The 22319-nt window shown below is 73.6% G+C and carries 17 protein-coding genes; 15 read left to right on the top strand and 2 right to left on the bottom strand.

Going from position 1 to position 22319, the window contains the following annotated elements; genetic code table 11:
* Positions 1-124 precede the first annotated feature (124 nt).
* The 13 genes from ftsZ (at position 125) to FVA95_RS02415 (ending at position 15001) form a co-directional block, all read left to right on the top strand.
* On the top strand, positions 125-1546 hold the full coding sequence (ftsZ, locus tag FVA95_RS02475) for a cell division protein FtsZ (RefSeq protein WP_149662746.1): 1422 nt from the start codon (positions 125-127) through the stop codon (positions 1544-1546).
* Positions 1547-1623: 77 nt separating this feature from the next.
* A complete protein-coding gene (gene pgeF / locus FVA95_RS02470; RefSeq protein WP_149662782.1) occupies positions 1624-2346 on the top strand; it encodes a peptidoglycan editing factor PgeF in 723 nt (240 codons plus the stop codon).
* 63 nt (positions 2347-2409) lie between these two features.
* Entirely contained in the window at positions 2410-3180 is a 771-nt protein-coding gene (locus tag FVA95_RS02465) for a YggS family pyridoxal phosphate-dependent enzyme (RefSeq protein WP_149662745.1), read from the top strand.
* 128 nt (positions 3181-3308) lie between these two features.
* Positions 3309-4058: a cell division protein SepF gene (locus FVA95_RS02460; protein ID WP_149662744.1), complete on the top strand. Its 750-nt coding sequence runs from the start codon at positions 3309-3311 to the stop codon at positions 4056-4058.
* A 3-nt stretch (positions 4059-4061) separates the two neighbouring features.
* Positions 4062-4358, top strand: a complete 297-nt coding sequence (locus FVA95_RS02455; RefSeq protein ID WP_193564278.1) for a YggT family protein — start codon at positions 4062-4064, stop codon at positions 4356-4358.
* Positions 4359-4405: 47 nt separating this feature from the next.
* Positions 4406-5260 (top strand): DivIVA domain-containing protein, encoded by an 855-nt coding sequence (locus FVA95_RS02450; protein ID WP_020624184.1) that lies wholly within the window; start codon positions 4406-4408, stop codon positions 5258-5260.
* An 88-nt stretch (positions 5261-5348) separates the two neighbouring features.
* The gene (locus FVA95_RS02445) at positions 5349-6833 is read left to right on the top strand and encodes a hypothetical protein (protein WP_149662743.1); all 1485 of its coding nucleotides are present in this window, start codon (positions 5349-5351) and stop codon (positions 6831-6833) included.
* A 275-nt stretch (positions 6834-7108) separates the two neighbouring features.
* Positions 7109-10294, top strand: a complete 3186-nt coding sequence (ileS, locus tag FVA95_RS02440; protein WP_149662742.1) for an isoleucine--tRNA ligase — start codon at positions 7109-7111, stop codon at positions 10292-10294.
* A 153-nt stretch (positions 10295-10447) separates the two neighbouring features.
* Positions 10448-11257, top strand: coding sequence for a bifunctional 2-polyprenyl-6-hydroxyphenol methylase/3-demethylubiquinol 3-O-methyltransferase UbiG (locus FVA95_RS02435; RefSeq protein ID WP_149662741.1), 810 nt, complete (start codon positions 10448-10450; stop codon positions 11255-11257).
* 13 nt (positions 11258-11270) lie between these two features.
* Complete coding sequence (locus tag FVA95_RS02430; RefSeq protein WP_149662740.1) at positions 11271-12764, top strand: potassium/proton antiporter; 1494 nt, start codon at positions 11271-11273, stop codon at positions 12762-12764.
* A 43-nt stretch (positions 12765-12807) separates the two neighbouring features.
* Positions 12808-13356: a signal peptidase II gene (lspA, locus tag FVA95_RS02425; protein ID WP_075305639.1), complete on the top strand. Its 549-nt coding sequence runs from the start codon at positions 12808-12810 to the stop codon at positions 13354-13356.
* A 10-nt stretch (positions 13357-13366) separates the two neighbouring features.
* The gene (locus tag FVA95_RS02420) at positions 13367-14278 is read left to right on the top strand and encodes an RluA family pseudouridine synthase (RefSeq protein WP_149662739.1); all 912 of its coding nucleotides are present in this window, start codon (positions 13367-13369) and stop codon (positions 14276-14278) included.
* A 3-nt stretch (positions 14279-14281) separates the two neighbouring features.
* The gene (locus tag FVA95_RS02415; RefSeq protein ID WP_149662738.1) at positions 14282-15001 is read left to right on the top strand and encodes a hypothetical protein; all 720 of its coding nucleotides are present in this window, start codon (positions 14282-14284) and stop codon (positions 14999-15001) included.
* Between the two features lie 221 nt (positions 15002-15222).
* Here the strand turns inward: FVA95_RS02415 and FVA95_RS02410 are convergent, their stop codons facing one another.
* Positions 15223-15882, bottom strand: a complete 660-nt coding sequence (locus FVA95_RS02410; RefSeq protein WP_149662737.1) for an HAD-IA family hydrolase — start codon at positions 15880-15882, stop codon at positions 15223-15225.
* Between the two features lie 345 nt (positions 15883-16227).
* Between FVA95_RS02410 and dnaE the strand changes: the two genes are divergently transcribed.
* The gene (dnaE, locus tag FVA95_RS02405) at positions 16228-19776 is read left to right on the top strand and encodes a DNA polymerase III subunit alpha (RefSeq protein WP_149662736.1); all 3549 of its coding nucleotides are present in this window, start codon (positions 16228-16230) and stop codon (positions 19774-19776) included.
* A 59-nt stretch (positions 19777-19835) separates the two neighbouring features.
* On the opposite strand, the gene FVA95_RS02395 is transcribed toward dnaE, so the two are convergent.
* Positions 19836-20831, bottom strand: a complete 996-nt coding sequence (locus FVA95_RS02395; protein WP_240051215.1) for a PaaX family transcriptional regulator C-terminal domain-containing protein — start codon at positions 20829-20831, stop codon at positions 19836-19838.
* Between the two features lie 110 nt (positions 20832-20941).
* Here FVA95_RS02395 and FVA95_RS02390 point away from each other — a divergent pair, with 110 nt between their 5' ends.
* A complete protein-coding gene (locus FVA95_RS02390; protein ID WP_149662780.1) occupies positions 20942-22234 on the top strand; it encodes an adenosylmethionine--8-amino-7-oxononanoate transaminase in 1293 nt (430 codons plus the stop codon).
* Positions 22235-22319 lie beyond the last annotated feature (85 nt).

Raw genomic sequence — 22319 nt, 5'->3', positions numbered from 1 at the left:
TTGCGCGGCGCGCCTGCTGGACCCGGGCACCGCACTCCACTTAGCGTGCGCGTTCGAAGGCCCGGGGCACCCGGAGCTTGACCCACCCGAACCCCGGACCCCGAGCGACTGGAAGGTGCCGCGCATGACGCCCCCGCACAACTACCTGGCAGTGATCAAGGTGGTCGGCATCGGTGGCGGCGGCGTCAACGCCGTCAACCGGATGATCGAGGTCGGCCTCAAGGGCGTCGAGTTCATCGCGGTGAACACCGACGCCCAGGCCCTCCTCATGTCCGACGCCGACGTGAAGCTCGACATCGGCCGTGAGCTGACGCGCGGCCTCGGTGCCGGCGCCAACCCCGAGGTCGGGGGCAAGGCCGCCGAGGACCACGCCGAGGAGATCGAGGAGGTCCTCAAGGGGGCCGACATGGTCTTCGTCACCGCGGGTGAAGGCGGCGGCACCGGCACCGGCGGTGCGCCCGTCGTCGCGTCGATCGCCCGCAAGCTGGGTGCTCTGACCATCGGCGTCGTCACCCGCCCGTTCACCTTCGAGGGGCGCCGTCGCGCCGGCCAGGCCGAGGAGGGCATCCAGGCGCTCCGCAACGAGTGCGACACCCTCATCGTCATCCCGAACGACCGGCTGCTGCAGCTCGGCGACGTCGGCGTCTCGCTGATGGACGCCTTCCGCTCCGCCGACGAGGTGCTCCTCTCCGGTGTGCAGGGCATCACCAACCTGATCACCACTCCCGGCCTGATCAACCTGGACTTCGCCGACGTCAAGTCGGTCATGTCCGGTGCCGGGTCGGCGCTGATGGGAATAGGGTCCGCACGCGGCGAGGGCCGCGCGGTGCAGGCCGCCGAGAAGGCGATCAACTCGCCGCTGCTCGAGGCCTCGATGGACGGCGCCCAGGGTGTGCTGCTGTCGATCGCGGGCGGCTCGGACCTCGGCCTGTTCGAGATCCACGAGGCGGCGTCGCTGGTCCAGGAGGCCGCGCACCCCGAGGCGAACATCATCTTCGGCACCGTGATCGACGACTCGCTCGGCGACGAGGTGCGGGTCACCGTGATAGCGGCCGGCTTCGAGGGCGGCACACCGACCCACAAGAAGCTCGAGCCCGCCGTGTTCGCCCGCGGCAGCCAGAAGCCCGCCGGGTCCGCCCAGCAGGCCGCGTCGCCCGCGACCCCGCAGCAGCCCGAGCAGACCCAGCAGCACCAGCCCCAGCAGCAGCACCAGACCCAGCAGCAGGGTCAGCAGCCGCAGGGCCAGTCCCGCTGGGCCGCGACGACCGCGACCACCCCGTCGGCGCCGCACCTGCCCGCCACCACGCCGGCACCCGAGCGCACCGGCGTGCTGCCGCCCGAGCGGCCCACCGCCCCGGCCCCGCGCCAGGGCGACACCCAGCAGCACGGCGGCGACGGCGCGTCCGTCCCGAGCGGCCCGATGTCCGCGCCGGCCTCCTCGACGTCGGCCCCGGCCCAGCACGGCCCGGTCGGCGGGAGCTCCGCGACGCGTCCGGCCGAGCCGGTCGAGGACGAGGTGGACGTCCCGCCGTTCATGCGGCGCTGACCCGCGTGCCGGACTCCCCGACCCCGACCCCGACCCCGGCCACGGCGGCCCGCGCGGGCGGCACCCGCCGCGCGCGGATCCGCCGGGTCACCACCACCCGGGCCGGTGGCCGGTCCGAGGGCCCGTTCACCTCGTTCAACCTGTCGGCGGGGGTCGGGGACGACCCGGCCGCGGTGGCCGGGAACCGGGCCCGGGTCGTACGTGAGCTCGCGCTGTCCGGCCTGGTCTTCCTGAACCAGGTCCACGGCCGCGACGTCGCGGTGCTGCGCGAGCCCCCGCGGGCCCGCCCCGGCACGGGCGGCGTCGCCCCGGACATCGCCGACGTCGACGCCGTGGTCACCGACGTGCCGCTGCTCGGTGTCGCCGTGCTCGCCGCCGACTGTGTGCCGGTGCTGCTCGGCGACCCGGTCGCCGGCGTCGTCGGGGCCGCCCACGCGGGCCGCGTCGGCGCGGCCGCGGGCGTCGTCGACGCCGTCGTGACCGAGATGACCGCGCTGGGCGCGGAGCCCGGACGGCTGGAGGTCCTGCTCGGGCCGTCGGTCTGCGGCCGCTGCTACGAGGTGCCCCCGGCCATGCGTGCCGAGGTCGACGCCGTCCTGCCGGGCAGCGCCTCCACCACCCGCACCGGCACGGCCGGGCTGGACCTGCGGGCCGGTCTCGTCCGCCGCCTCGCCGACCTCGGGGTCACGAAGGTCGCGACCGACCCGCGCTGCACCGTCGAGGACCCGGACCTGTTCAGCCACCGCCGCGACGGCCGCTGCGGTCGCCAGGCCGCGGTCACCTGGCTCGACCCGCGCTGACCGGCACCCGCCCCGGCGATTCTCACCACGCGGGGCTCGCGGGCGCTCCCGCGGGCGGGAACCATGGGCGCCGTGTCCGATCCCGTGTCCGCTCTGCGCACCCCCACCGCCGACCGTGTCGGTGAACTGACCGACCGACTGGCCGCCGTCCGCGAGCGGGTGGCCGCGGCCTGTCGTGCCGCCGGCCGCGACCCCTCCGAGGTCGGGCTGCTCGCCGTCACCAAGACGATCCCGGCCGTCGACGTGGCCGCGCTGCTGGACCTCGGGCTGGACGCCTTCGCCGAGAACCGCGCGCAGGAGGCCGCGTCCAAGGTGGACGAGGTCGGGGCCCTGCGCCCGGACGCCGCCCCGGACTGGTTCTTCGTCGGCGGGCTGCAGCGGAACAAGGTACGGACGGTGCTCCCGTGGGTGACACGGATCGACTCCGTCGACTCGCCCCGGCTGGCCCGCGCCATCGACAAGGAGGTAGCGAGGGCCCGTGACGCCGGGGCGCGCGGCGGCCCGCTTCCGGTGCTCGTGCAGTACAGCGTCGACGGCGACCCCGACCGCGGCGGCGTCGCCCCGGACGGGCTCGTCGAGCTGACGGACCTGGTCACGGAGCTGCCGGGGCTGGAACTGGCCGGGCTGATGGCCGTCGCGCCGCTGGGCTGGGAGCCCGACGCGGCGTTCGAGCGGATCGCGCAGGCGCACCGGGAGACCGTCGGACGGCACCCCGGGGCCACGGTTCTGTCGGCCGGAATGAGCGGGGACCTGGAGTCGGCGATCGGTCACGGATCGACGGTGGTGCGTGTCGGTACGGCCCTTGTGGGGGATCGGCGGATAGCCTCCGAGTAATCGCTGGTGGGTGTGGGTACTGAGCACGAGGCGGACACCGCGCCGCCGGCGAGACCGTCGCCAGAACGCGGGGTGCGCGTGCGGTTGGGACGCGTACGGAGTCGAGCAGTACTGCGAGGGGACAGCGGATGAGCGCGATGTACCGGCTGAAGGCGTACTTCGGCATGGTCCCGGCCGACGAAATGGACTATGTGGACGAACCGGATCACTACCGGGGCGGCCACGAGCACCACGCCGGCCCGCGCGGTGACCGTTGGTCCGCCGGGGCCGGTCGGTTCGCCGACCAGGCGTCCTACGATGACGACCGCTACGAGCCCGCGGTGCGCTACGAGGACGGATGGGGAGCCCGCCCGGCGCGGGAGACCCTCCGCCCGGCGCGCGCCGTGCGGCAGGGTCCACGCGGCGAGCGGGAGACGCTCGGGCTGGTCCCGGAGCGCGGGAGCCTCCCGACACCCCTCGGAGGGGGTGCCGGAGCGGCCGTCCGCGGGGCGCTGGCGATGGACCCGGAGAGCCTCCGGGGCCCGGCACGCGAGGAGCGGAGCGAGCCCGTCGTCGCCCCCGCGCCGGTGCCGGAGCAGCGCGACCGGGCCGCCGCGGGACCGGCGTCGATCACGACGCTGCACCCCCGCAGCTACAACGAGGCCCGCACCATCGGCGAGCGCTACCGCGACGGTGTGCCCGTCATCATGAACCTCACGGATCTGGACGGCGCGGCCGCGAAACGCCTGGTGGACTTCGCCGCGGGCCTCGCTTTCGCCCTGCGCGGCAGCATCGACAAGGTCACCGACCGCGTGTTCCTGCTCACTCCGGCCGACGTCGAGGTGTCCGCGGACGACGCACGGAGGCTCGCCGAGCGCGGAGCTTTCCGACAGGATTGAGTCGTGGCCGTCCCGATCCTGACGTTGATCTACTACATCCTGTTCTTCTTCTGGCTGCTGCTCGCGGCCCGGATCGTCGTCGAGATGGTCCGGTCGTTCGCGCGCCAGTGGCGACCCGCCGGAGTGCCCGCCGTGGCGCTCGAGGTCGTCTTCACCGTGACCGACCCTCCGGTCAAGTTGCTGCGGAGAGTGATCCCCGTGGTCCGTATCGGAGGCGTAGGACTGGACCTGTCGATTATGGTTCTGTTGCTGGTGGTGTTCATCTCGATGAGCGCCGTCAGATCACAGCTCCTGGGATGAGCCCCAGTCACCCGGGAGTGCCGCCGAGGACCGCATGAGGTGATCCGATGCCGCTGACGCCCGCCGACGTTCATAACGTCGCGTTCAGCAAACCCCCGATCGGGAAGCGGGGTTACAACGAGGACGAGGTCGACGCCTTCCTCGATCTGGTCGAGGCCGAACTGGCCCGGCTGATCGGGGAGAACGACGACCTGCGCGACCAGGTCGCGCAGCTGGAGCAGCGCCTCGGCGATGCCGAGGCCGACCTGGAGGAGGCACGGAGCCAGCCGGCTCCGGCGCAGACCCAGGTCATGGCCGCCTCGCCGTCGCCGATGGGCCGTGGTGCGGGTGCTCCCGCTCCGCAGCTGGCGGGTGCCGGACCCGCCGATGCCGACGGCGGCGACCACCACGTGCAGGCCGCCAAGGTCCTGGGCCTCGCCCAGGAGATGGCGGACCGCCTGACCGCGGAGGCCAAGAACGAGGCCGACACGATGCTGTCGGACGCCCGGAACAAGTCCGAGCAGCTCCTGTCGGACGCCCGGACGAAGGCCGACGGCCTGGTCAACGACGCGCGGTCGCGCGCCGAGACCATGCTCAACGACGCCCGCACACGGGCCGAGACGCTTGAGCGCCAGTCGCGCGAGAAGGCGTCCGGCCTGGTCAGCGAGGCCGAACGCAAGCAGAACGAGATCATGGGCGCCATCCAGCGCGACAAGTCCGTTCTGGAGAAGAAGATCGACGAGCTCCGGACCTTCGAGCGGGAGTACCGCACCCGCCTGAAGACCTACCTGGAGTCGCAGCTGCGTGACCTGGAGGGTCGCGGTTCCGCTGCCCCGTCGGACGGCACCGGTGCCACCAGGTCGGGCTCGAACGGCGGCTACGCCGCCTCCGGGTACGGCCAGCGGGCCGACACCGGGAGCTGACCGCCCCACGGCGCCGCCCAGGCGCCGGGGACGACCGACGACGACCGGGTAGCGGACAGGTGCCGCTGCCGACCGACGGAGTTCGCCGATGCTGGTACTGGTCCTGATCCTCGTGGTCATCGCGCTGGTGCTGCTGGTCGCAGGATGGTTCCTGCACGTGGTGGCACTGGCGTGGACATCGGTGGTCATCAGTCTGATCGCTGCCCTGGTGCTCGCCTACGACTGGTGGCAGACCCGTGCCGCGGTGAAGGCCGGTGACCGGGCGGAGGCCGATGCCTCCGGTCGTGGCACCGGTGCCGCCGCGGTGCCGGACCAGGCCGACCGGGCGTCGACGGAGGTGGGCCACGGCGCCGACATGGAGCCCGCGACGCAGGTCCTGCCGGTCGTCCGGCCGGACGGTGGCGCGGCCTCGGGTGCGCCCGAGGCGGCCCACAATGCGACCGACGAGACCATCCAGATGCCGGCGGTCCGGCCGTCCGGCTCTGCGGAGGGACCGTCCGGCGCATCTCGATCGGGTGGACTTTCGTCACACACAGTGACGGATTCGGGGGCCGAGGACGCGGTCGACCCGAGCGGGGTGGGCTCGCACGCGGGTGCCCCGGCGGGCGCGGACGCGTCGGTGGGAGCGGACGGGGAGGACGGTGCGGGTCGTGGCGGCGACCCGGCGCGGTCCGGCCCCGCCGATCCCGGTACCGCGGAACCGCCCGCCGAGGCAGCGTGGGCGACCGACTCGCGTCCGACCGGATCCGGCGGCGCCGGCACGACGTCGGCCGTGACGGCGGCAGCCGCAGGCGCGGTCGCCGCCGGCACCGCCGGCACCGCCGCCGGACGCGACACCACGTCGGGTGCCGACCCGGCGGCACGCTCCGGTGCCCGCGACGGCGCCCACGACCCGGGCTTCGGCTCGGGTACCGGCCCGGGCGGCACCGGTCCGAGCGACAACGGCCCGGCCGCGGCCGGCCCCGACCGCCCGGGCACCACGGACGGCCCGTCCGACGCGACCACCGCGACCCGTGCCCCGGGAGCGGCGGACGCGACCACCGCGACAAGCACCTCCGGTACGGCCGACGCCACCACGGAGGCCCGCGCCGCGGGCACCCCCGGTGGTCCGGGCACCGACCGTGCCTCCGGCGGACCGGCCGGTGCGAACACCCCGTCCGGTGCGGGCCTTCCCGACCCCGCCGTGCCCGCGGGCGCCGCGGCCGCGGGATCCGGCGCGCCTGGCGACGACCCCCGCGGCGGGGCTCCCGCGGGCACACCCGCCGGAGCCGGCACGGACACCGGCGGCGGTCCGGCCGAGGTGGGCGGGACCGACGGGTCCACCGGCGCGGACGGCGACTCCCCGGAGGAGCAGCACGAGCCGACCCTCGCCGCACTCGCCGCGCGCCTGCCCGACGAGGTGCTCGTGATCGACGAGCACCCCCGCTACCACGTGCAGACCTGCCGGGCCCTCACCGGACGCCCGGTGATCCCGCTGCCCGTCAGCGAGGCCGTCGAGCTCGGATTCACCCCGTGCGGCTGGTGCGCGCCGAACCGGACCCTCGGCGAGCGGCACCCCGCCCAGGCCCGCTGACCAGCGGCGGGGCGCGCCCCGCGGAATAACGGGGTGCGCATCCGCGCTACCCTGGTTCCACAGGCACCGATCCGGCCATCACCGGGGAGCCTCCGGAAGAAACGGCCACGTGATCCACCGGCCGGAGTAGAACCGGACGGGTGCGGCCCGTCATCGCCGTCGAACGAGAGGCTCGTGCACCCGTGCACGGGCAAACGGGGTGGTACCGCGGCCCGGCTCGCCAGAGCCGTCGTCGTCCCCGTGCGAAGCGAGAGCACGCACGAGGAGCGACACACGTGAGCGGCTATCCCGACGTCCCGGCGCACCCGTCGTTCCCGACGCTCGAGCAGGACGTGCTCGCGTCGTGGGACACCGACGAGACGTTCCGCGCCTCGGTCGACCAGCGGCCCGCCGGCGAGAACGGTGCGGACGAGTACGTCTTCTACGACGGCCCGCCCTTCGCCAATGGCCTGCCCCACTACGGCCACCTGCTGACCGGCTACGTCAAGGACGTCGTCCCGCGGTACCGCACCCTGCGCGGCCACCGGGTCGAGCGCCGTTTCGGGTGGGACACCCACGGTCTTCCCGCCGAGGTCGAGACCGAGAACCAGCTCGGCATCAAGCACAAGTCCGAGATCGACGAGATGGGCGTCGCCGCGTTCAACGAGGCGTGCCGCACCTCCGTGCTGCGCTACACCGGCGAGTGGCGCGACTACGTGACCCGCCAGGCCCGCTGGGTCGACTTCGACAACGACTACAAGACCCTCGACCTGGACTACATGGAGTCCGTCATGTGGGCCTTCAAGTCGTTGTGGGACAAGGGTCTGGTCTACTCCGGCTTCCGGGTGCTCTGGTACTGCTGGCGTTGCGAGACGCCGCTGAGCGCCACCGAGACCAAGATGGACGACGTCTACACCGACCGGCAGGATCCGGCCGTCACCGTCGGGCTGCGCCTGTCGACGCCGGGCCGTCCGGAGACCGACGGCGTCCTCGCCCTGGTCTGGACGACCACCCCGTGGACCCTGCCGTCCAACCTCGCGATGGCCGTGCACCCCGACGTCGACTACGTGGTGGTGGAGGCGAACTCCGAGCGCTGGCTGCTCGCGGAGGCCCGGGTCGCCGCGTACGCCCGCGAGCTGGGGGAGGAGCCGCCGGTCGTGGCACGGGTGAAGGGCTCCGACCTGCTCGGTGCGAGCTACACCCCGCCGTTCGACTTCTTCACCGGCCGCGAGAACGCCCACCGGGTGCTGGCCGCCGACTACGTCACCACCGACGACGGCACCGGGCTGGTCCACATCGCCCCCGCCTTCGGTGAGGAGGACAAGGAGGTCACCGACGCGGCCGGCATCGAGGTCGTCAACCCGGTCGACTCCCGCGGCGAGTTCACCACCGAGGTCCCCCTCTACGCCGGCATGCAGGTCTTCGACGCGAACCCGCAGGTCATCCGCGACCTCAAGGACGGCAACGCACACGCCCAGGGCGTCCTGCTGCGCCACGAGACCTACGACCACCCCTACCCGCACTGCTGGCGCTGCGGCAACGCGCTCATCCAGCGCGCCGTCGACTCCTGGTTCGTGCGCGTCACGCAGTTCCGGGACCGCATGGTCGAGCTCAACCAGCAGATCGACTGGACCCCGGCGCACGTGCGCGACGGGCAGTTCGGCAAGTGGCTGGAGGGTGCCCGCGACTGGGGCATCTCCCGCAACCGCTACTGGGGCAGCCCGATCCCGGTGTGGCAGTCCGACGACCCGCGCTACCCGCGCACCGACGTCTACGGTTCGCTCGACGAGATCGAGCGCGACTTCGGCGTGCGCCCGACCGACCTGCACCGGCCGTATGTCGACCAGCTGACCCGGCCCAACCCCGACGACCCCACCGGCAACTCGACCATGCGCCGGGTGCCGGAGGTCCTCGACTGCTGGTTCGAGTCCGGCTCGATGCCGTTCGCGCAGGTCCACTACCCGTTCGAGAACCGCGACTGGTTCGAGGACCACTACCCGGGCGACTTCATCGTCGAGTACAACGGCCAGACCCGTGGCTGGTTCTACACGCTGCACGTGCTGGCCACCGCCCTGTTCGACCGGCCCGCGTTCCGCAACTGCGTCGCGCACGGCATCGTCCTGGGCGACGACGGCGCGAAGATGTCCAAGTCGCGCAAGAACTACCCCGACGTCAACGAGGTGTTCGACCGCGACGGCAGCGACGCCATGCGGTGGTTCCTCATGTCGAGCCCGGTCCTGCGCGGGGGCAACCTCGTCGTCACCGAGCAGGGGATCCGCGAGGGCGTCCGCCAGGCGATCCTGCCGCTGTGGAACACCTGGTACTTCCTGTCGCTCTACGCCGGCGACGAGCGCGGCATGTTCCGCACCGACTCACCCCACGTCCTCGACCGGTACGTGCTGGCCAAGACCGCCGACCTCGTCGACGGCGTGACCGCGGCCATGGACGCCTACGACATCGCCGGGGCCTGCGACCGGATCCGCGACCACGCCGAGACCCTCACCAACTGGTACGTCCGCCGGTCCCGTGAGCGGTTCTGGTCCTCCGACGATGCCGTGCGCCGCGACGCCGTCGACACCCTGCACACCGTGCTGGAGGTGACCTGCCGGGTCGCGGCGCCGCTGCTGCCGCTGACCGCCGAGGCGATCTGGCGTGGGCTCACCGGGGGGCGGTCGGTGCACCTGACCGACTGGCCCGGGGGGTCCGACCCGTCGGTCTCGCACCGCCGGGCCGGCGCCGGGCTGCCGCACGACGCAGACCTCGTCGCGGGGATGGACCGGATCCGGCAGGTCGCGAGCGCGGCGCTGTCGCTGCGCAAGTCCGCGAAGGTCCGGGTGCGCCAGCCGCTGCCCGCGCTCACCGTCGCGGCGACCGACGCCAAGGCGCTGCAGGACTTCACCGGGCTGCTCGCCGACGAGGTCAACGTCCGCTCGGTCGAGCTGACCGAGGACGTCGCCACCCACGGCCGGTTCGAGATCGCCGTCAACGCCCGGGTCGCCGGCCCGCGCCTGGGCAAGGACGTCCAGACCTGCATCCGCGCGGTGAAGGCGGGGGACTGGACCCAGGACGGGGAGGCCGTGGTGGCCGCGGGGATCACACTGCAGCCGGGTGAGTTCACCGAGAAGCTCGTCGCCGCCGACCCGGAGCGCACCCAGGCCCTGCCCGGGAACGCGGGGCTCGTCGTCCTCGACACCACGGTGACGCCGGAGCTGGCGGCGGAGGGCACCGCCCGCGACGTCGTACGCGTCGTGCAGCAGGCCCGCCGCGACGCCGGCCTCGACGTGTCCGACCGGATCGCGCTGACCCTCGACGGGCCCGACGCGGTGCTCGCCGCCGTCCGGACCCACGAGGCGTTCGTCGCCGGTGAGGTGCTGGCGACCTCGGTCGCCTACGCCCCCACCGGGGACGGCGCGTCGAGCGGGCAGGTCGTCGGTCCCGACGGCGCGTCGGTCACGCTGTCGGCCGCGGTCGCCCGCGCCTGACCGGCCCGGCGCCGACCACCGCTCACCGACGGGGCGTGCCCGCGGGACGGACGCGGTGGTCGGCGCCGGGAACCCGGGCGACCCGGGCGTCGCCGGGATCTCCGGAACCACCGGTCCGGGGCGCGTGCCCCACCGGGCCCTATCCTCACCCCCATGGGTGACGCGGCGGAACGGTGGCGGGAACGCCAGACCGCCCGCGGGATCCCCGACCACGTCCTCCGCCGGGCGCCCGCCGATCCGTGGACCCACGACCCCGCCGACTTCGCTCCGCCCGCCCAACCGGCCGACACGCCGTCGCACCGGGCCGCGCGGGCGATCGCCGAGCGCGCCGCCGCGTGGACCTGCGCCGGGGCGAGCGTGCTCGACGTCGGCTGCGGCGGCGGGGACGCCGCGTTCGGTGCGGCGTGGCCGGAGCCGTCGCCGGTGGCGCGGGTGGTCGGCGTCGACCGGCAGGCCGACATGCTCGCGGTGTTCGCCTCGGCCGCCCGCGCACGGGGTCTCCCGCACGCCACCGTGCACGGCAGCTGGCCCGAGGCGGCCGGGGACGCCGGGCGGCACGACGTCGTCGTCTGCCACCACGTGCTGCACAACGTCGTCGACCTTCCTCCGTTCCTCGCCGCGCTGACCGGTGCCGTCCGCACCCGGGGCGGGATCGGCGGTGTCGTGGTCGAGATGCTGACCGAGCACCCGCTGGCATGGCTGGACCCGCTGTGGGAGCGCTTCCACGACGTGGTCCGGCCGCCGTCGGCCACCCATGACGACGCCGTCGCGGTGCTGCGCGAGCAGCAGGGCGTCGACCCGGAGGTCCTGACCTGGACCCGCACGGCGCGCCTGCCGCACGACGCCGCCTGGGTCACCCGCAGGCTCTGCCTGCCCACCGACCGTGTCGAGGAGGTCGCCGCCGCACTGGTGGACCTCCCGCCGCGACGCACCGACGCCGTCACCCTGACCTGGTCGCCCTGAGCAGGGGGCCCCGGTGAGTCTGGAACTGCTGCTCGGCATCTCCGCGGGGGTGCTGCTGCTCGGCGTGCTCGCGGTGCGGGTGTCGGTGCGGCTCGGCCTGCCGTCGCTGCTGCTCTACCTGGGCATCGGGGTGCTGCTCGGCGAGTCCGTGCTCGGCATCCGGTTCGACGACACCGGCCTCACCGAGTCCCTCGGCCTCACCGCGCTCGTGCTGATCCTCACCGAGGGCGGGCTCACCACCCGCTGGTCGGCGGTGCGGCCCGCGCTCGGGCTCGGGCTGCTGCTGTCGACGCTGTCGGTGCTGGTGTCGATCGCCGTCACGGGCGGGTTGCTGCACCTGCTGCTCGACCTGGAGTGGCGCACCGCGCTGCTGTGGGGCGCGGTGCTGTCCTCCACCGACGCCGCCGCGGTGTTCTCCGTGCTGCGCGGCGTCGCCGTCCCGCAACGCCTGGCCGGGACCCTGGAGCTCGAGTCCGGCATGAACGACGCGCCGGTGGTGATCGCCGTCGTCGTCCTGGCCGGGACCGAGGCCATCAGCTGGACGACGCCGCTGCTGATCGTCTACGAGCTCGTCGCCGGCGCCGTCATCGGTGTGCTGCTCGGGCTGGGCGCGGCCTGGGCACTGCGCCGCGCCGCGCTGCCGTCGACCGGCCTGTACCCGCTCGCGGCGATCGCGTCCTGTCTGCTCGCCTTCGCCGCCGGGCAGGGGGTGCACGCCTCCGGGCTGCTCGCCACCTACTGCGCCGCGCTGGTGCTGGGCAACTCCCGGCTCCCGCACCGCGGCGGCGTCGTCTCCTTCGCCGAGGGCACCGGGTGGATCGCCCAGATCGGGCTGTTCGTGCTGCTCGGCCTGTACGCGGTGCCCGCGCGGCTGCCCGCCGCCGTGGTGCCCGCGCTGATCTGCGCCGCCGTCGTCCTGCTCGCCGCGCGGCCGCTGTCGGTGGCCGCCGCCGCCCTGCCCTTCCGGGTGCCCTGGCGCGAGCAGGCGTTCCTGTCCTGGGCGGGGCTGCGTGGTGCCGTGCCGATCGTGCTCGCCCTCATCGCGGTCACCGAGGGCGGCGGGCAGAACCAACGGCTGGTCGACGTCGTGTTCGTGCTGGTCGTGCTGCTCACCCTGGTCCAGGGCACCACTCTGCCCTGGGTGGCGCGCCTGCTCGGGGTCGTCTCGCGCACCGACACCCGCGGTGTCGAGGTCGACGCCGCCCCGCTCGACGAGGTCGACGCCGAGCTCCTGCAGGTCAAGGTGCCCCCCGGGTCCCGGCTGCACGGCGTCTACCTGCGCGAGCTGCGGCTGCCCCGCGGAGCCACGGTCAGCCTGGTCGTGCGCGACGCCGAGGCGTTCTCCCCGGGCACCGACACCCGGCTGCGCGAGGGCGACCAGTTCCTCGTCGTCAGCACCCGGGACAACCGGGAGGACACCGAGCAGCGGATCCGCGACGTCGACCGCGGCGGCAAGCTGGTCCGCTGGCACGAGGGCGGGGGCCGGCCGGGCGGGCGGGCCGGTTGACCGGCCGGTCGGCGGTGTGGGGGCGACCCGCATAATCACGGGTGTGAGTGCCGACCCCCCACCCCCCACCGTGCCGATCGACCCCGCCGTACGACGGCGCGGTGTGGCGCTGCTGGCGGGCATCGCCGCGGTGTGGCTGGCGCTCGACCTCGTCACCAAGATCGCCGCCGTCGCCGCGCTGGAGGGGGAGCGGCCGGTCACCGTGATCGACGGGTTCTTCTACCTCACGCTGCTGCGCAACCCGGGTGCCGCCTGGTCCATGGCCACCGGCTACACCTGGGTGCTGACGATCGTCGCCGTGGTCGTCGTCGGCGTGATCATCCGGATCGCGCGGCGGCTCGCCTCGACCGGCTGGGCCATCGGTCTCGGCCTGGTCCTCGGCGGCGCGCTCGGCAACCTGGTCGACCGGTTCTTCCGCGCACCCGGACCGATGCGCGGGCACGTCGTGGACATGCTGGCCTTCTTCTCCCCGGACGGGAGCGTCTTCCCCGTGTTCAACCTCGCCGACACCGGCATCGTGTGCGGCGGGATCCTGCTGGTGCTGATGGCCGTGCGGGGCATCGAGATCGACGGGAGTCGCGACCGTGGGTGAGGTACGGAGCATGCCGGTGCCCGACGGGCTGGACGGCATGCGGATCGACGCCGGGCTGTCCCGGCTGCTGGGGCTGTCCCGGACCGTCGTCGCCACCCTGGCCGAGTCCGGCCGGATCTCGGTCGACGGTCGTGAGGCCGGCAAGTCCGACCGGCTGCCGGGTGGGTCCTGGCTGGAGGTCGAGCTGCCCGACGCGCCCGCGCCCGCGGTCATCGAGGGCCCGGCCGAGGTCGTCGCGGGCCTGACGGTGCTGCACTCCGACGACGACATCGTCGTCGTCGACAAGCCGGTCGGGGTCGCCGCGCACCCCTCCCCGGGCTGGACCGGGCCGACCGTCACCGGCGGGCTCGCCGCGCTCGGGTTCCGGCTGTCCACCTCCGGCGCCGCCGAGCGGCAGGGCATCGTGCACCGGCTCGACGTCGGCACCACCGGGGTGATGGTCGTCGCCACCTCCGAGCACGCCTACACCGAGCTCAAGCGGGCCTTCAAGGAACGCACCGTCGACAAGCGCTACCACGCCGTCGTGCAGGGGCACCCGGACCCGTCGTCGGGCACGATCGACGCCCCGATCGACCGGCACCCGCGCCACGACTACCGGTTCGCGGTGATGCAGAGCGGCAGGCCCAGCGTCACCCACTACGACACCATCGAGGCGTTCCGCTCGGCCAGCCTGCTCGACGTGCACCTGGAGACCGGCCGCACCCACCAGATCCGGGTGCACTTCTCCGCGCTCCGCCACCCCTGCGTCGGCGACATCACCTACGGCGCCGACCCGACGCTGGCCAAGCGGGTGGGGCTGTCCCGGCAGTGGCTGCACGCCCGCACGCTCGGGTTCGCCCATCCCGCCGACGGCCGGCACGTCGAGTTCACCAGCCCCTACCCGGCCGACCTCGACGCGGCGCTGGACGTCCTGCGGGACTGACGCGTGACCGGTACCCGGGCGCTGGGGTGGATCGCCGCGGCGATGGCGGTGGTGTTCCTCGGTGCCGTCTGGGCCGCCGGGTCCGGACCCCCGGCCGGGCCCCCGGCGGCGACCGGGTCGGTGCGGCTGGGCCCCGACCCCGGCCAGGACGTCGCCGGCTACCTCGCCGGGCTGCCCGCGACCCTGCCCCCGCCCGGCCCCGCCGTGCCCGCGCTCGTCCAGTTCGCCCGGCCGCTGACGGTCGACGCCGCGGCCGCCGTACCCGCCGGGGTCGGCCCGGTCGGGACGGCGGTGTTCCGGGTGCCGATCGACCGGGTGCAGACCGCGCTGCGGTTCGAGCCGGTCACCGGCACGGGGGACGCCGCCGGCGCGCTCGGCGTCGCCCGCGAGCGGGCCGCGTACGCCGCCGGGGCCGACGCCGACCGGGCCGTCCACGACGGCGGGGGAGCGGGTACCCCGGAGGCCCGCGCCGCGCTCGCCCGGCGGGCCGCGGTGGCTGCCGCCGAGGGCCGCGCCCTCGGCGACCCGGGCTGCGCCTGCGTGGTCGCGCTGGTCGTGACCGCGGACCGGGCCGGGCTCGAGGCGCTCGCCGCGCGCCAGGGGGTGCGCGCCGTGCAGGCCGCACCGCCCGGGACCACCGCACCGGAGCTGGCGCTCTCGCCGCTGCTGCCCGAGCAGACCACCAGCGCGAGCCCGCCGCCCGACGACGGCCCCGTCCCCTGAGCAGTCCTCCCGGTCCACCCACCGCCGCGAGCCGTAGGTGACGACGGTGGCCCGGCGCCGCCGCGGCCCACCGGCCCGGTCATGATCGCGGTGACCGAGCCGATCGGTGCCGGATCCGGCACCGATCGCTGCATCGGTGGTGATCATGGCGCCGGCTCCCGGGGGTGCCGCCGGCCGGGCGGGAGAGTGCCGCCCCTGCGGAGCGGGGTCTGGTGGGCCGGTCAGCCGAGCACGCCGCGCTCGCGCAGCACTCGGACGGCCCGGGCGGCGCCCTCCCAGTGATGGGCGTCCCAGCCGTGCGCGACGGCGGCGCGGACGTTGTCGACCCGGTCGTCGAAGAACACCACCTGCTCCGGCGCGGTCCCGAACTCGACGTCGGCGCGCCGGTAGATGTCCTGCGACGGCTTCGCGGCCCCGACGTCGGCGGAGAACAGCAGCCGGTCGAACGGGCTGCTCCAGGCCGCCGCACGCACCGCGGCCGCGAGCCCGCGCGGCGCGTTCGACAGCACCGCCAGGCGCACCCGGGCCCGGGCGAGGTCGGCGATCAGCAGCGACGACGACGGCGGCAGCGTCGACCAGAAGGTCACGTCGGCCCGTTCGGCGGCATCGAGCCGGGCCCGCACGGGCGCCAGGCCCAGCTCGGTGCAGACGGCGGTCCAGTAGCGGTCCGGCGGCTCGCCCAGGTCGTGCCGGGCCCGGTGGCGCCAGTACGCCTCGCGCAGCGCCGGCTCGGACACCCCGAGCGCCGCGGCCAGGCGGCGTTCGAGCCCCGCGGAGGGGACGAGCACCTCACCGAGGTCGAACACGACCGTCCTCGGCCTCGGCGGCAGTGTCGGCGGCGGGGTCGTCGGCGTCTGCGGCGGCTCGGGGGTGGCGGGCATCGTGGCCCGACCCTAACCCGCCGCCGGGGGTCCGCGACACGCCGTCGTCCGGGGTGGACGGGGGGTGAGCTGGAGCGACACGCGGGGCCCGATCGTGCCCGCCCGCCGTCGCGGGAACCGTCGGACCCCACCGTTACGCTGAGGCCTCACCGATCCGGTCGGTCCGGACCCGCAGGGTCCACCGGCTCCGGCGAGCGGGCCCCGCCAGGTCCGCGCACCCGGCGCCGTCGTCCCTGCCCGGCCGTGCCGCCGGCCCGGTGTCGGGCACGTCCGCCCCGACGGGCGTGCGCACCATCGTCAGGTCCGCGCCGTCCCAGCGGCGCGGGAGAGGAGCGCGGGACACACATGGGCAGTGCCGGATCCGGGAATCGCTCCTTCGTCCATCTGCACACGCACACCGAGTTCTCGATGCTCGACGGGGCCGCGCGGCTCGACGACCTGTTCTCCGAGGCCGCCAAGCACGAGATGCCGGCCATCGCGATGACCGACCACGGCAACGTGTACGGCGCCTTCGAGTTCTGGCGCAAGGCGAAGGCGCACGACGTCAAGCCGATCATCGGCATGGAGGGCTACCTCGCGCCCGGGTCGCGCCACGAGCGCAAGCGCACCGCTCTGGGCAACGGCAGCGAGAACAACCCCGACCTCATGTACACCCACATGACGCTGCTCGCGGAGAACACGGAGGGGATGCACAACCTCTTCCGGCTCTCCTCGCTGGCCAGTCTCGAGGGGTACTACTACAAGCCGCGTATGGACCGCGAGCTGCTCGAGAAGTACGGCAAGGGCCTGATCGCGACGACCGGCTGCCCGTCCGGCGAGGTCGCCCGCCTGCTCCAGCAGCACGACTTCGACGGCGCCTGCCAGGCCGCGAGCGACTACCGGGACATCTTCGGGAAGGACAACTTCTTCCTGGAGCTGATGGACCACGGCATCGAGATCGAGAAGCGGGTCCAGGAGGACCTGTTCCGGCTCAAGGACAAGCTCGACCTGCCCGGCCTCGCGACCAACGACCTGCACTACACCTATCCGGACGACACCAAGGCGCACGAGGTGCTCCTGTGCGTCCAGACCGGCAAGACCCTCGCGGACCCGAACCGGTTCAAGTTCGACGCGCAGGACTTCTACCTCAAGTCCGCCGCCGAGATGCGCGCCCTCTGGGACCCGATCCACCCCGAGGCCTGTGACAACACGCTGGTCGTCGCCGAGCGCTGCAACATCGACTTCACCACCGGCCAGGACCTCCAGCCCAAGGCGCCGGTCCCCGAGGGGGAGACCGAGGAGTCCTGGCTGATCAAGGAGGTCGAGCGGGGGCTGCACATGCGGTTCCCCGACGGCGTCACCGAGAAGTACCGGCGGCAGGCCAACTACGAGGTCGGCGTCATCATCAAGATGGGCTACCCCGGCTACTTCCTGGTGACCGCGGACCTCATCCAGCACGCCAAGTCGGTCGGCATCCGCTGCGGCCCCGGCCGTGGCTCGGCGGCGGGCTCGCTGGTCGCCTACGTCCTCGGCATCACCGACCTCGACCCGATCCGGCACAAGCTGATCTTCGAGCGGTTCCTCAACCCGGACCGTGTGTCGATGCCCGACATCGACATGGACTTCGACGAGCGCCGCCGCGGCGAGATGATCCGCTACGTCACCGAGAAGTACGGCGAGGACCGGATCGCGCAGATCATCACCTACTCCACGATCAAGGCGAAGGCCGCGATCAAGGACTCGGCGCGGGTGCTCTACGGCCAGCCCGGCTACTCCGTCGCGGACCGCATCTCCAAGGCGATGCCGCCCGCGGTGATGGGCAAGGACATCCCGCTGTCGGGCATCTTCGACCCGTCGCACAAGCGCTACTCCGAGGCGACCGAGGTCCGCGCCCTCTACGAGGCCGACCCGCAGGTCAAGGAGATCATCGACACCGCGCGGGGCCTGGAGGGGCTGAAGCGGCAGTGGGGTGTGCACGCCGCGGGCGTGATCATGTCCTCGACGCCGCTGATCGACGTCATCCCGATCCAGCGCCGCGAGTCCGACGGCGCGATCATCACCCAGTTCGACATGGGTGTCTGCGAGACCATCGGTCTGCTGAAGATGGACTTCCTGGGGCTGCGCAACCTCACCATCCTCGACGACGCCCTGGAGAACATCGAGCTCAACGGCAAGCCCGCCGTCGACCTGGACAAGGTCGAGCTGGACGACCGCAAGACCTACGAGCTGCTCTCCCGCGGGGACACCCTGGGTGTGTTCCAGCTCGACGGCGGCCCGATGCGCGACCTGCTGCGCCGCATGGCGCCCAGCGAGTTCGAGCACATCTCCGCGGTCGGCGCGCTGTACCGCCCGGGCCCGATGGGTGCGAACGCGCACAACGACTACGCCGACCGCAAGAACGGCCGGCAGGAGATCACGCCCATCCACCCGGAGCTGGCCGAGCCGCTCAAGGACGTGCTGGGTGAGACCTTCGGTCTGATCGTCTACCAGGAACAGGTCATGTCCATCGCGCAGGTGCTGGCGGGCTACACGCTCGGCCAGGCGGACCTGCTCCGCCGCGCGATGGGCAAGAAGAAGAAGGAGATCCTGGACAAGGAGTACGCCGGCTTCGCCCAGGGCATGAAGGACAACGGCTACTCCGACGCCGCGATCAAGACGCTCTGGGACATCCTGCTCCCGTTCTCCGACTACGCCTTCAACCGCGCCCACTCCGCCGCCTACGGCGTGGTGTCCTACTGGACGGCCTACCTCAAGGCGAACTACCCGGCCGAGTACATGGCCGGCGTGCTCACCTCGGTGCGCGACGACAAGGACAAGGCCGCCGTCTACCTGGCCGAGTGCCGCCGGATGGGCATCACGGTCCTCCCGCCCGACGTCAACGACTCGGTGCGCAACTTCGCCCCGGTCGGCGACGACATCCGCTTCGGCCTCGGCGGCATCCGCAACGTGGGGCACAACGTCGTCGACGCGATCGTCGCCGCGCGACGGGAGAAGGGGAACTTCGTCGACTTCTCCGACTTCCTGCGCAAGGTCGACGCGGTCGTCTGCAACAAGAAGGTCGTCGAGTCGCTGATCAAGGCGGGTGCGTTCGACTCGCTCGGGCACTCCCGCAAGGGCCTGCTGCTGGTGCACGCCGACGCCATCGACGCGGTGATGAGCACCAAGAAGGCCGCCTCGATGGGCCAGTTCGACCTGTTCGGGTCCCTGGACGGCCCCGGCGACGGCGACGACGGCGGCCTCGGCGGCATCTTCGACGTGAAGGTGCCCGACGAGGAGTGGGACTCCAAGCACAAGCTCGCCGTCGAGCGGGAGATGCTCGGCCTCTACGTGTCCGGGCACCCGCTGCAGGGTCTCGAGCAGGCGCTCGCCGCGAAGTCCGACACCTCGATCGCCGACATCGTCGAGGGCTCGGTCGCCGAGGGCGCGCAGGTCACCGTCGGCGGCATCCTCGCCAACGTCAACCGCCGGGTGAACAAGAACGGCGAGCCCTGGGCCTCGGCGCAGATCGAGGACCTCGCCGGTGGCATCGAGGTGCTGTTCTTCCCGCGGGCCTACCAGGTGGTCGGCGTCGACGTGGCCGAGGACGCGATCGTGCTGGTCAAGGCTCGGGTCAACAAGCGTGACGACCGGGTGTCGCTGATCGCGAACGACCTCGCGGTGCCCGAGCTCGCCACCGGTGAGGCCGGACTGCCGATCAAGGTCAGCCTGCGCACCGACCAGTGCACCCCCGAGCGCGTCGCGAAGCTCAAGGAGGTGCTGACCCACCACCCCGGCACCTCCGAGGTGCACCTGACCCTGGTCTACGGCAGCAAGATGACCGCCCTGCGGCTGGACGACTCGCTCAAGGTCACGCACACCTCGGCCCTGATGGGGGACCTGAAGGCCCTGCTCGGCCCCGGCTGCCTCGGCGGCTGACCCGCCACACCCCGTCCCTGGCGCCCGCACCCGTTGCCGCAGATGTGGGCGGGAGGTGGTCAGGCCCGGTGGGCCAGGTCGGCCCAGGCGGCGCGGGCGGGGACGTCCCAGTGCTCGTGCAGCGTGGTGAACAGCTCCGCGGCGCGGGACCCGGCCCACTGCTCGGGCAGCAGCTCGGCGGGCAGCTCGGGGTCCAGGAACGGGAACCGTCGCCAGGCGTGGACCAGCCGGACCTGGCGCGCGAGGACGTCGCAGCCGTCGGCGGAGGTGGACGCGGCGGTGTGGTCGGACGCGGCCGCACCGCCGCGGGCGTGGCCGGACGCGGAGGGCTCGACCGTGGAGCGATCGGCTGCGGCGGGCCCGGGCTCGGAGCGGCCGGCTGCGCCGGGCCCGAGGTGCGGGCCGAACTCGTCGAGGAACTCGGAGTAGGCCCGCTCCACGACGTCGAGGTCCCAGGCCTGGGCGACGATGTCGTCGGCGCGGCCGATGCCGCCGTAGTGCCCGACGAAGGAGTACCCGGACCCGGTGAGGTCGAGTTCGTCGAGCACCGCCGCGACCCGGGCCTCCTTGCCGGGGTCGGGGCTGACCCACACCCCGGGGGCGGGGGAGCCCAGCCCGGCCCAGGCGAGCCGGGTGCGCAGCCGGTGCCGCAGGCGTCGCCGCGACTCCGGGACAGAGGCGAGCAGCACCAGCCAGCGACCGTCCCAGCCGGTCGTCGGGCGGCCGAAGCCGTAGATGCGGGCGGCACCGTCGGACAGCAGCTCCGACCCGGCGGGGGTGAGCGACCAGCGGACCCGGCGGCCGTCGCGGTCGGAGGTGAGCAGGCCTTCGCCCGCGGTGCGGGCCAGTGCCTGGCGGGCCGACTTGGCCTCCACACCGAGCGCGCCCAGCACGTCGAGCAGGGCCCGGGTCCAGACCGGCTCCCCGGCCGGGAGGACGAACTCGCCCAGCACGGTGAGCAGCAACGATCGGGCGGAGGTCTGCCCGAGCTCGCGACGGCGCAGGGCCGACCCGTCGGGCCCCTCCGGCTCGTACACGGAGTCGGGCGTGGCCATGGTCGGGCCAGCGTAGAGGGTCGGCACTAGCGTGGTCGTCCGTGACCACCGCAGGCCCCGGGCGTGTCCCCGACCCGACCCTCCCCGGATCCGCGCCCGACACGGCGGCGCTGCTCGCCACCGACCGGGACCACGTCTGGCACCCCTACGCGCCGATGCCGGCCACCCGGGCGCCGATCGTCGTGGAGTCGGCGCAGGGAGTGCGGTTGAGGCTGCCCGACGGCCGCGAGCTCGTCGACGGGATGTCGTCGTGGTGGTCGGCGATCCACGGCTACCGCCACCCGCGGCTCGACGCGGCGGTGCGCGACCAGCTCGGCCGGATGAGCCACGTGATGTTCGGCGGCCTGACCCACGGCCCGGCGGTCGACCTGGCCCGGCTGCTCGTGGACGTCGGCCCGGAGGGTCTGGAGCACGTGTTCCTGGCCGACTCCGGCTCGGTGTCGGTCGAGGTCGCCATCAAGATGTGCCTGCAGTACTGGCGGTCCCGCGGCCGCCCCGGCAAGCACCGGCTGATGACCTGGCGGCGCGGCTACCACGGCGACACCTTCGGCGCGATGAGCGTCTGCGACCCCGACGGCGGCATGCACTCGCTCTGGTCCGACGTGCTCCCGCAGCAGGTGTTCGCCGCCGCCCCGCCGGAGGACTTCAGCCACGACTACGTCGCCCACCTCGCCGAGCTCGTCGAGACCCACGCCGACGAGCTGGCCGCGGTCGTCGTCGAGCCGGTGGTGCAGGGTGCCGGGGGGATGCGCTTCCACGACCCCCGCTACCTGCACGTGCTGCGCGAGCTGTGCCACGCCCACGACGTGCTGCTCGTGTTCGACGAGATCGCCACCGGCTTCGGCCGCACCGGTGAGCTGTTCGCCGCCGACCACGCGTCCGTCGCCCCGGACGTCATGTGCGTCGGCAAGGCGCTCACCGGCGGCTACCTGACGATGGCCGCGACCCTGTGCAGCACCCGGGTCGCGCGCGGCATCACCGACGGCGAGGCCGGCGTGCTCATGCACGGGCCGACGTTCATGGGCAACCCGCTCGCCGCCGCGGTCGCCCACGCCTCGGTGTCGCTGCTGCTCGAACGGGACTGGCGGCGCGAGGTCACCGACATCGCCGCCGGGCTGCGCGCCGGGCTGGCCCCCGCCCGGTCGCTGCCGGGGGTGCGGGAGGTCCGGGTCCTGGGCGCGATCGGCGTCGTCGAGCTGGACGAGGAGGTCGACGTCGCGGCCGCGACCGCCGCCGCGGTGCTCGCCGGGGTCTGGCTGCGGCCCTTCCGGAACCTCGTCTACGTGATGCCGCCGTTCGTCAGCACCCGCGACGACATCGCGCTGATCACCGCCGGGATGCGGGCCGCAGCACGTGCGGGGCAGCGGGATCTCCACGGCGACGGGCACCGCGACCAGCACTGAGCGCATGACCAGGACCACCGATCCGGTGGATCTTTCCGTGTTCCACATCACGTTACGCAGAGATGTACGACGCTGACCGGGCGTT

It is taken from the genome of Pseudonocardia sp. EV170527-09, assembly GCF_008369905.1.
Taxonomy (GTDB): domain Bacteria; phylum Actinomycetota; class Actinomycetes; order Mycobacteriales; family Pseudonocardiaceae; genus Pseudonocardia.
This window is presented reverse-complemented; position numbering and strand designations above follow the sequence as displayed.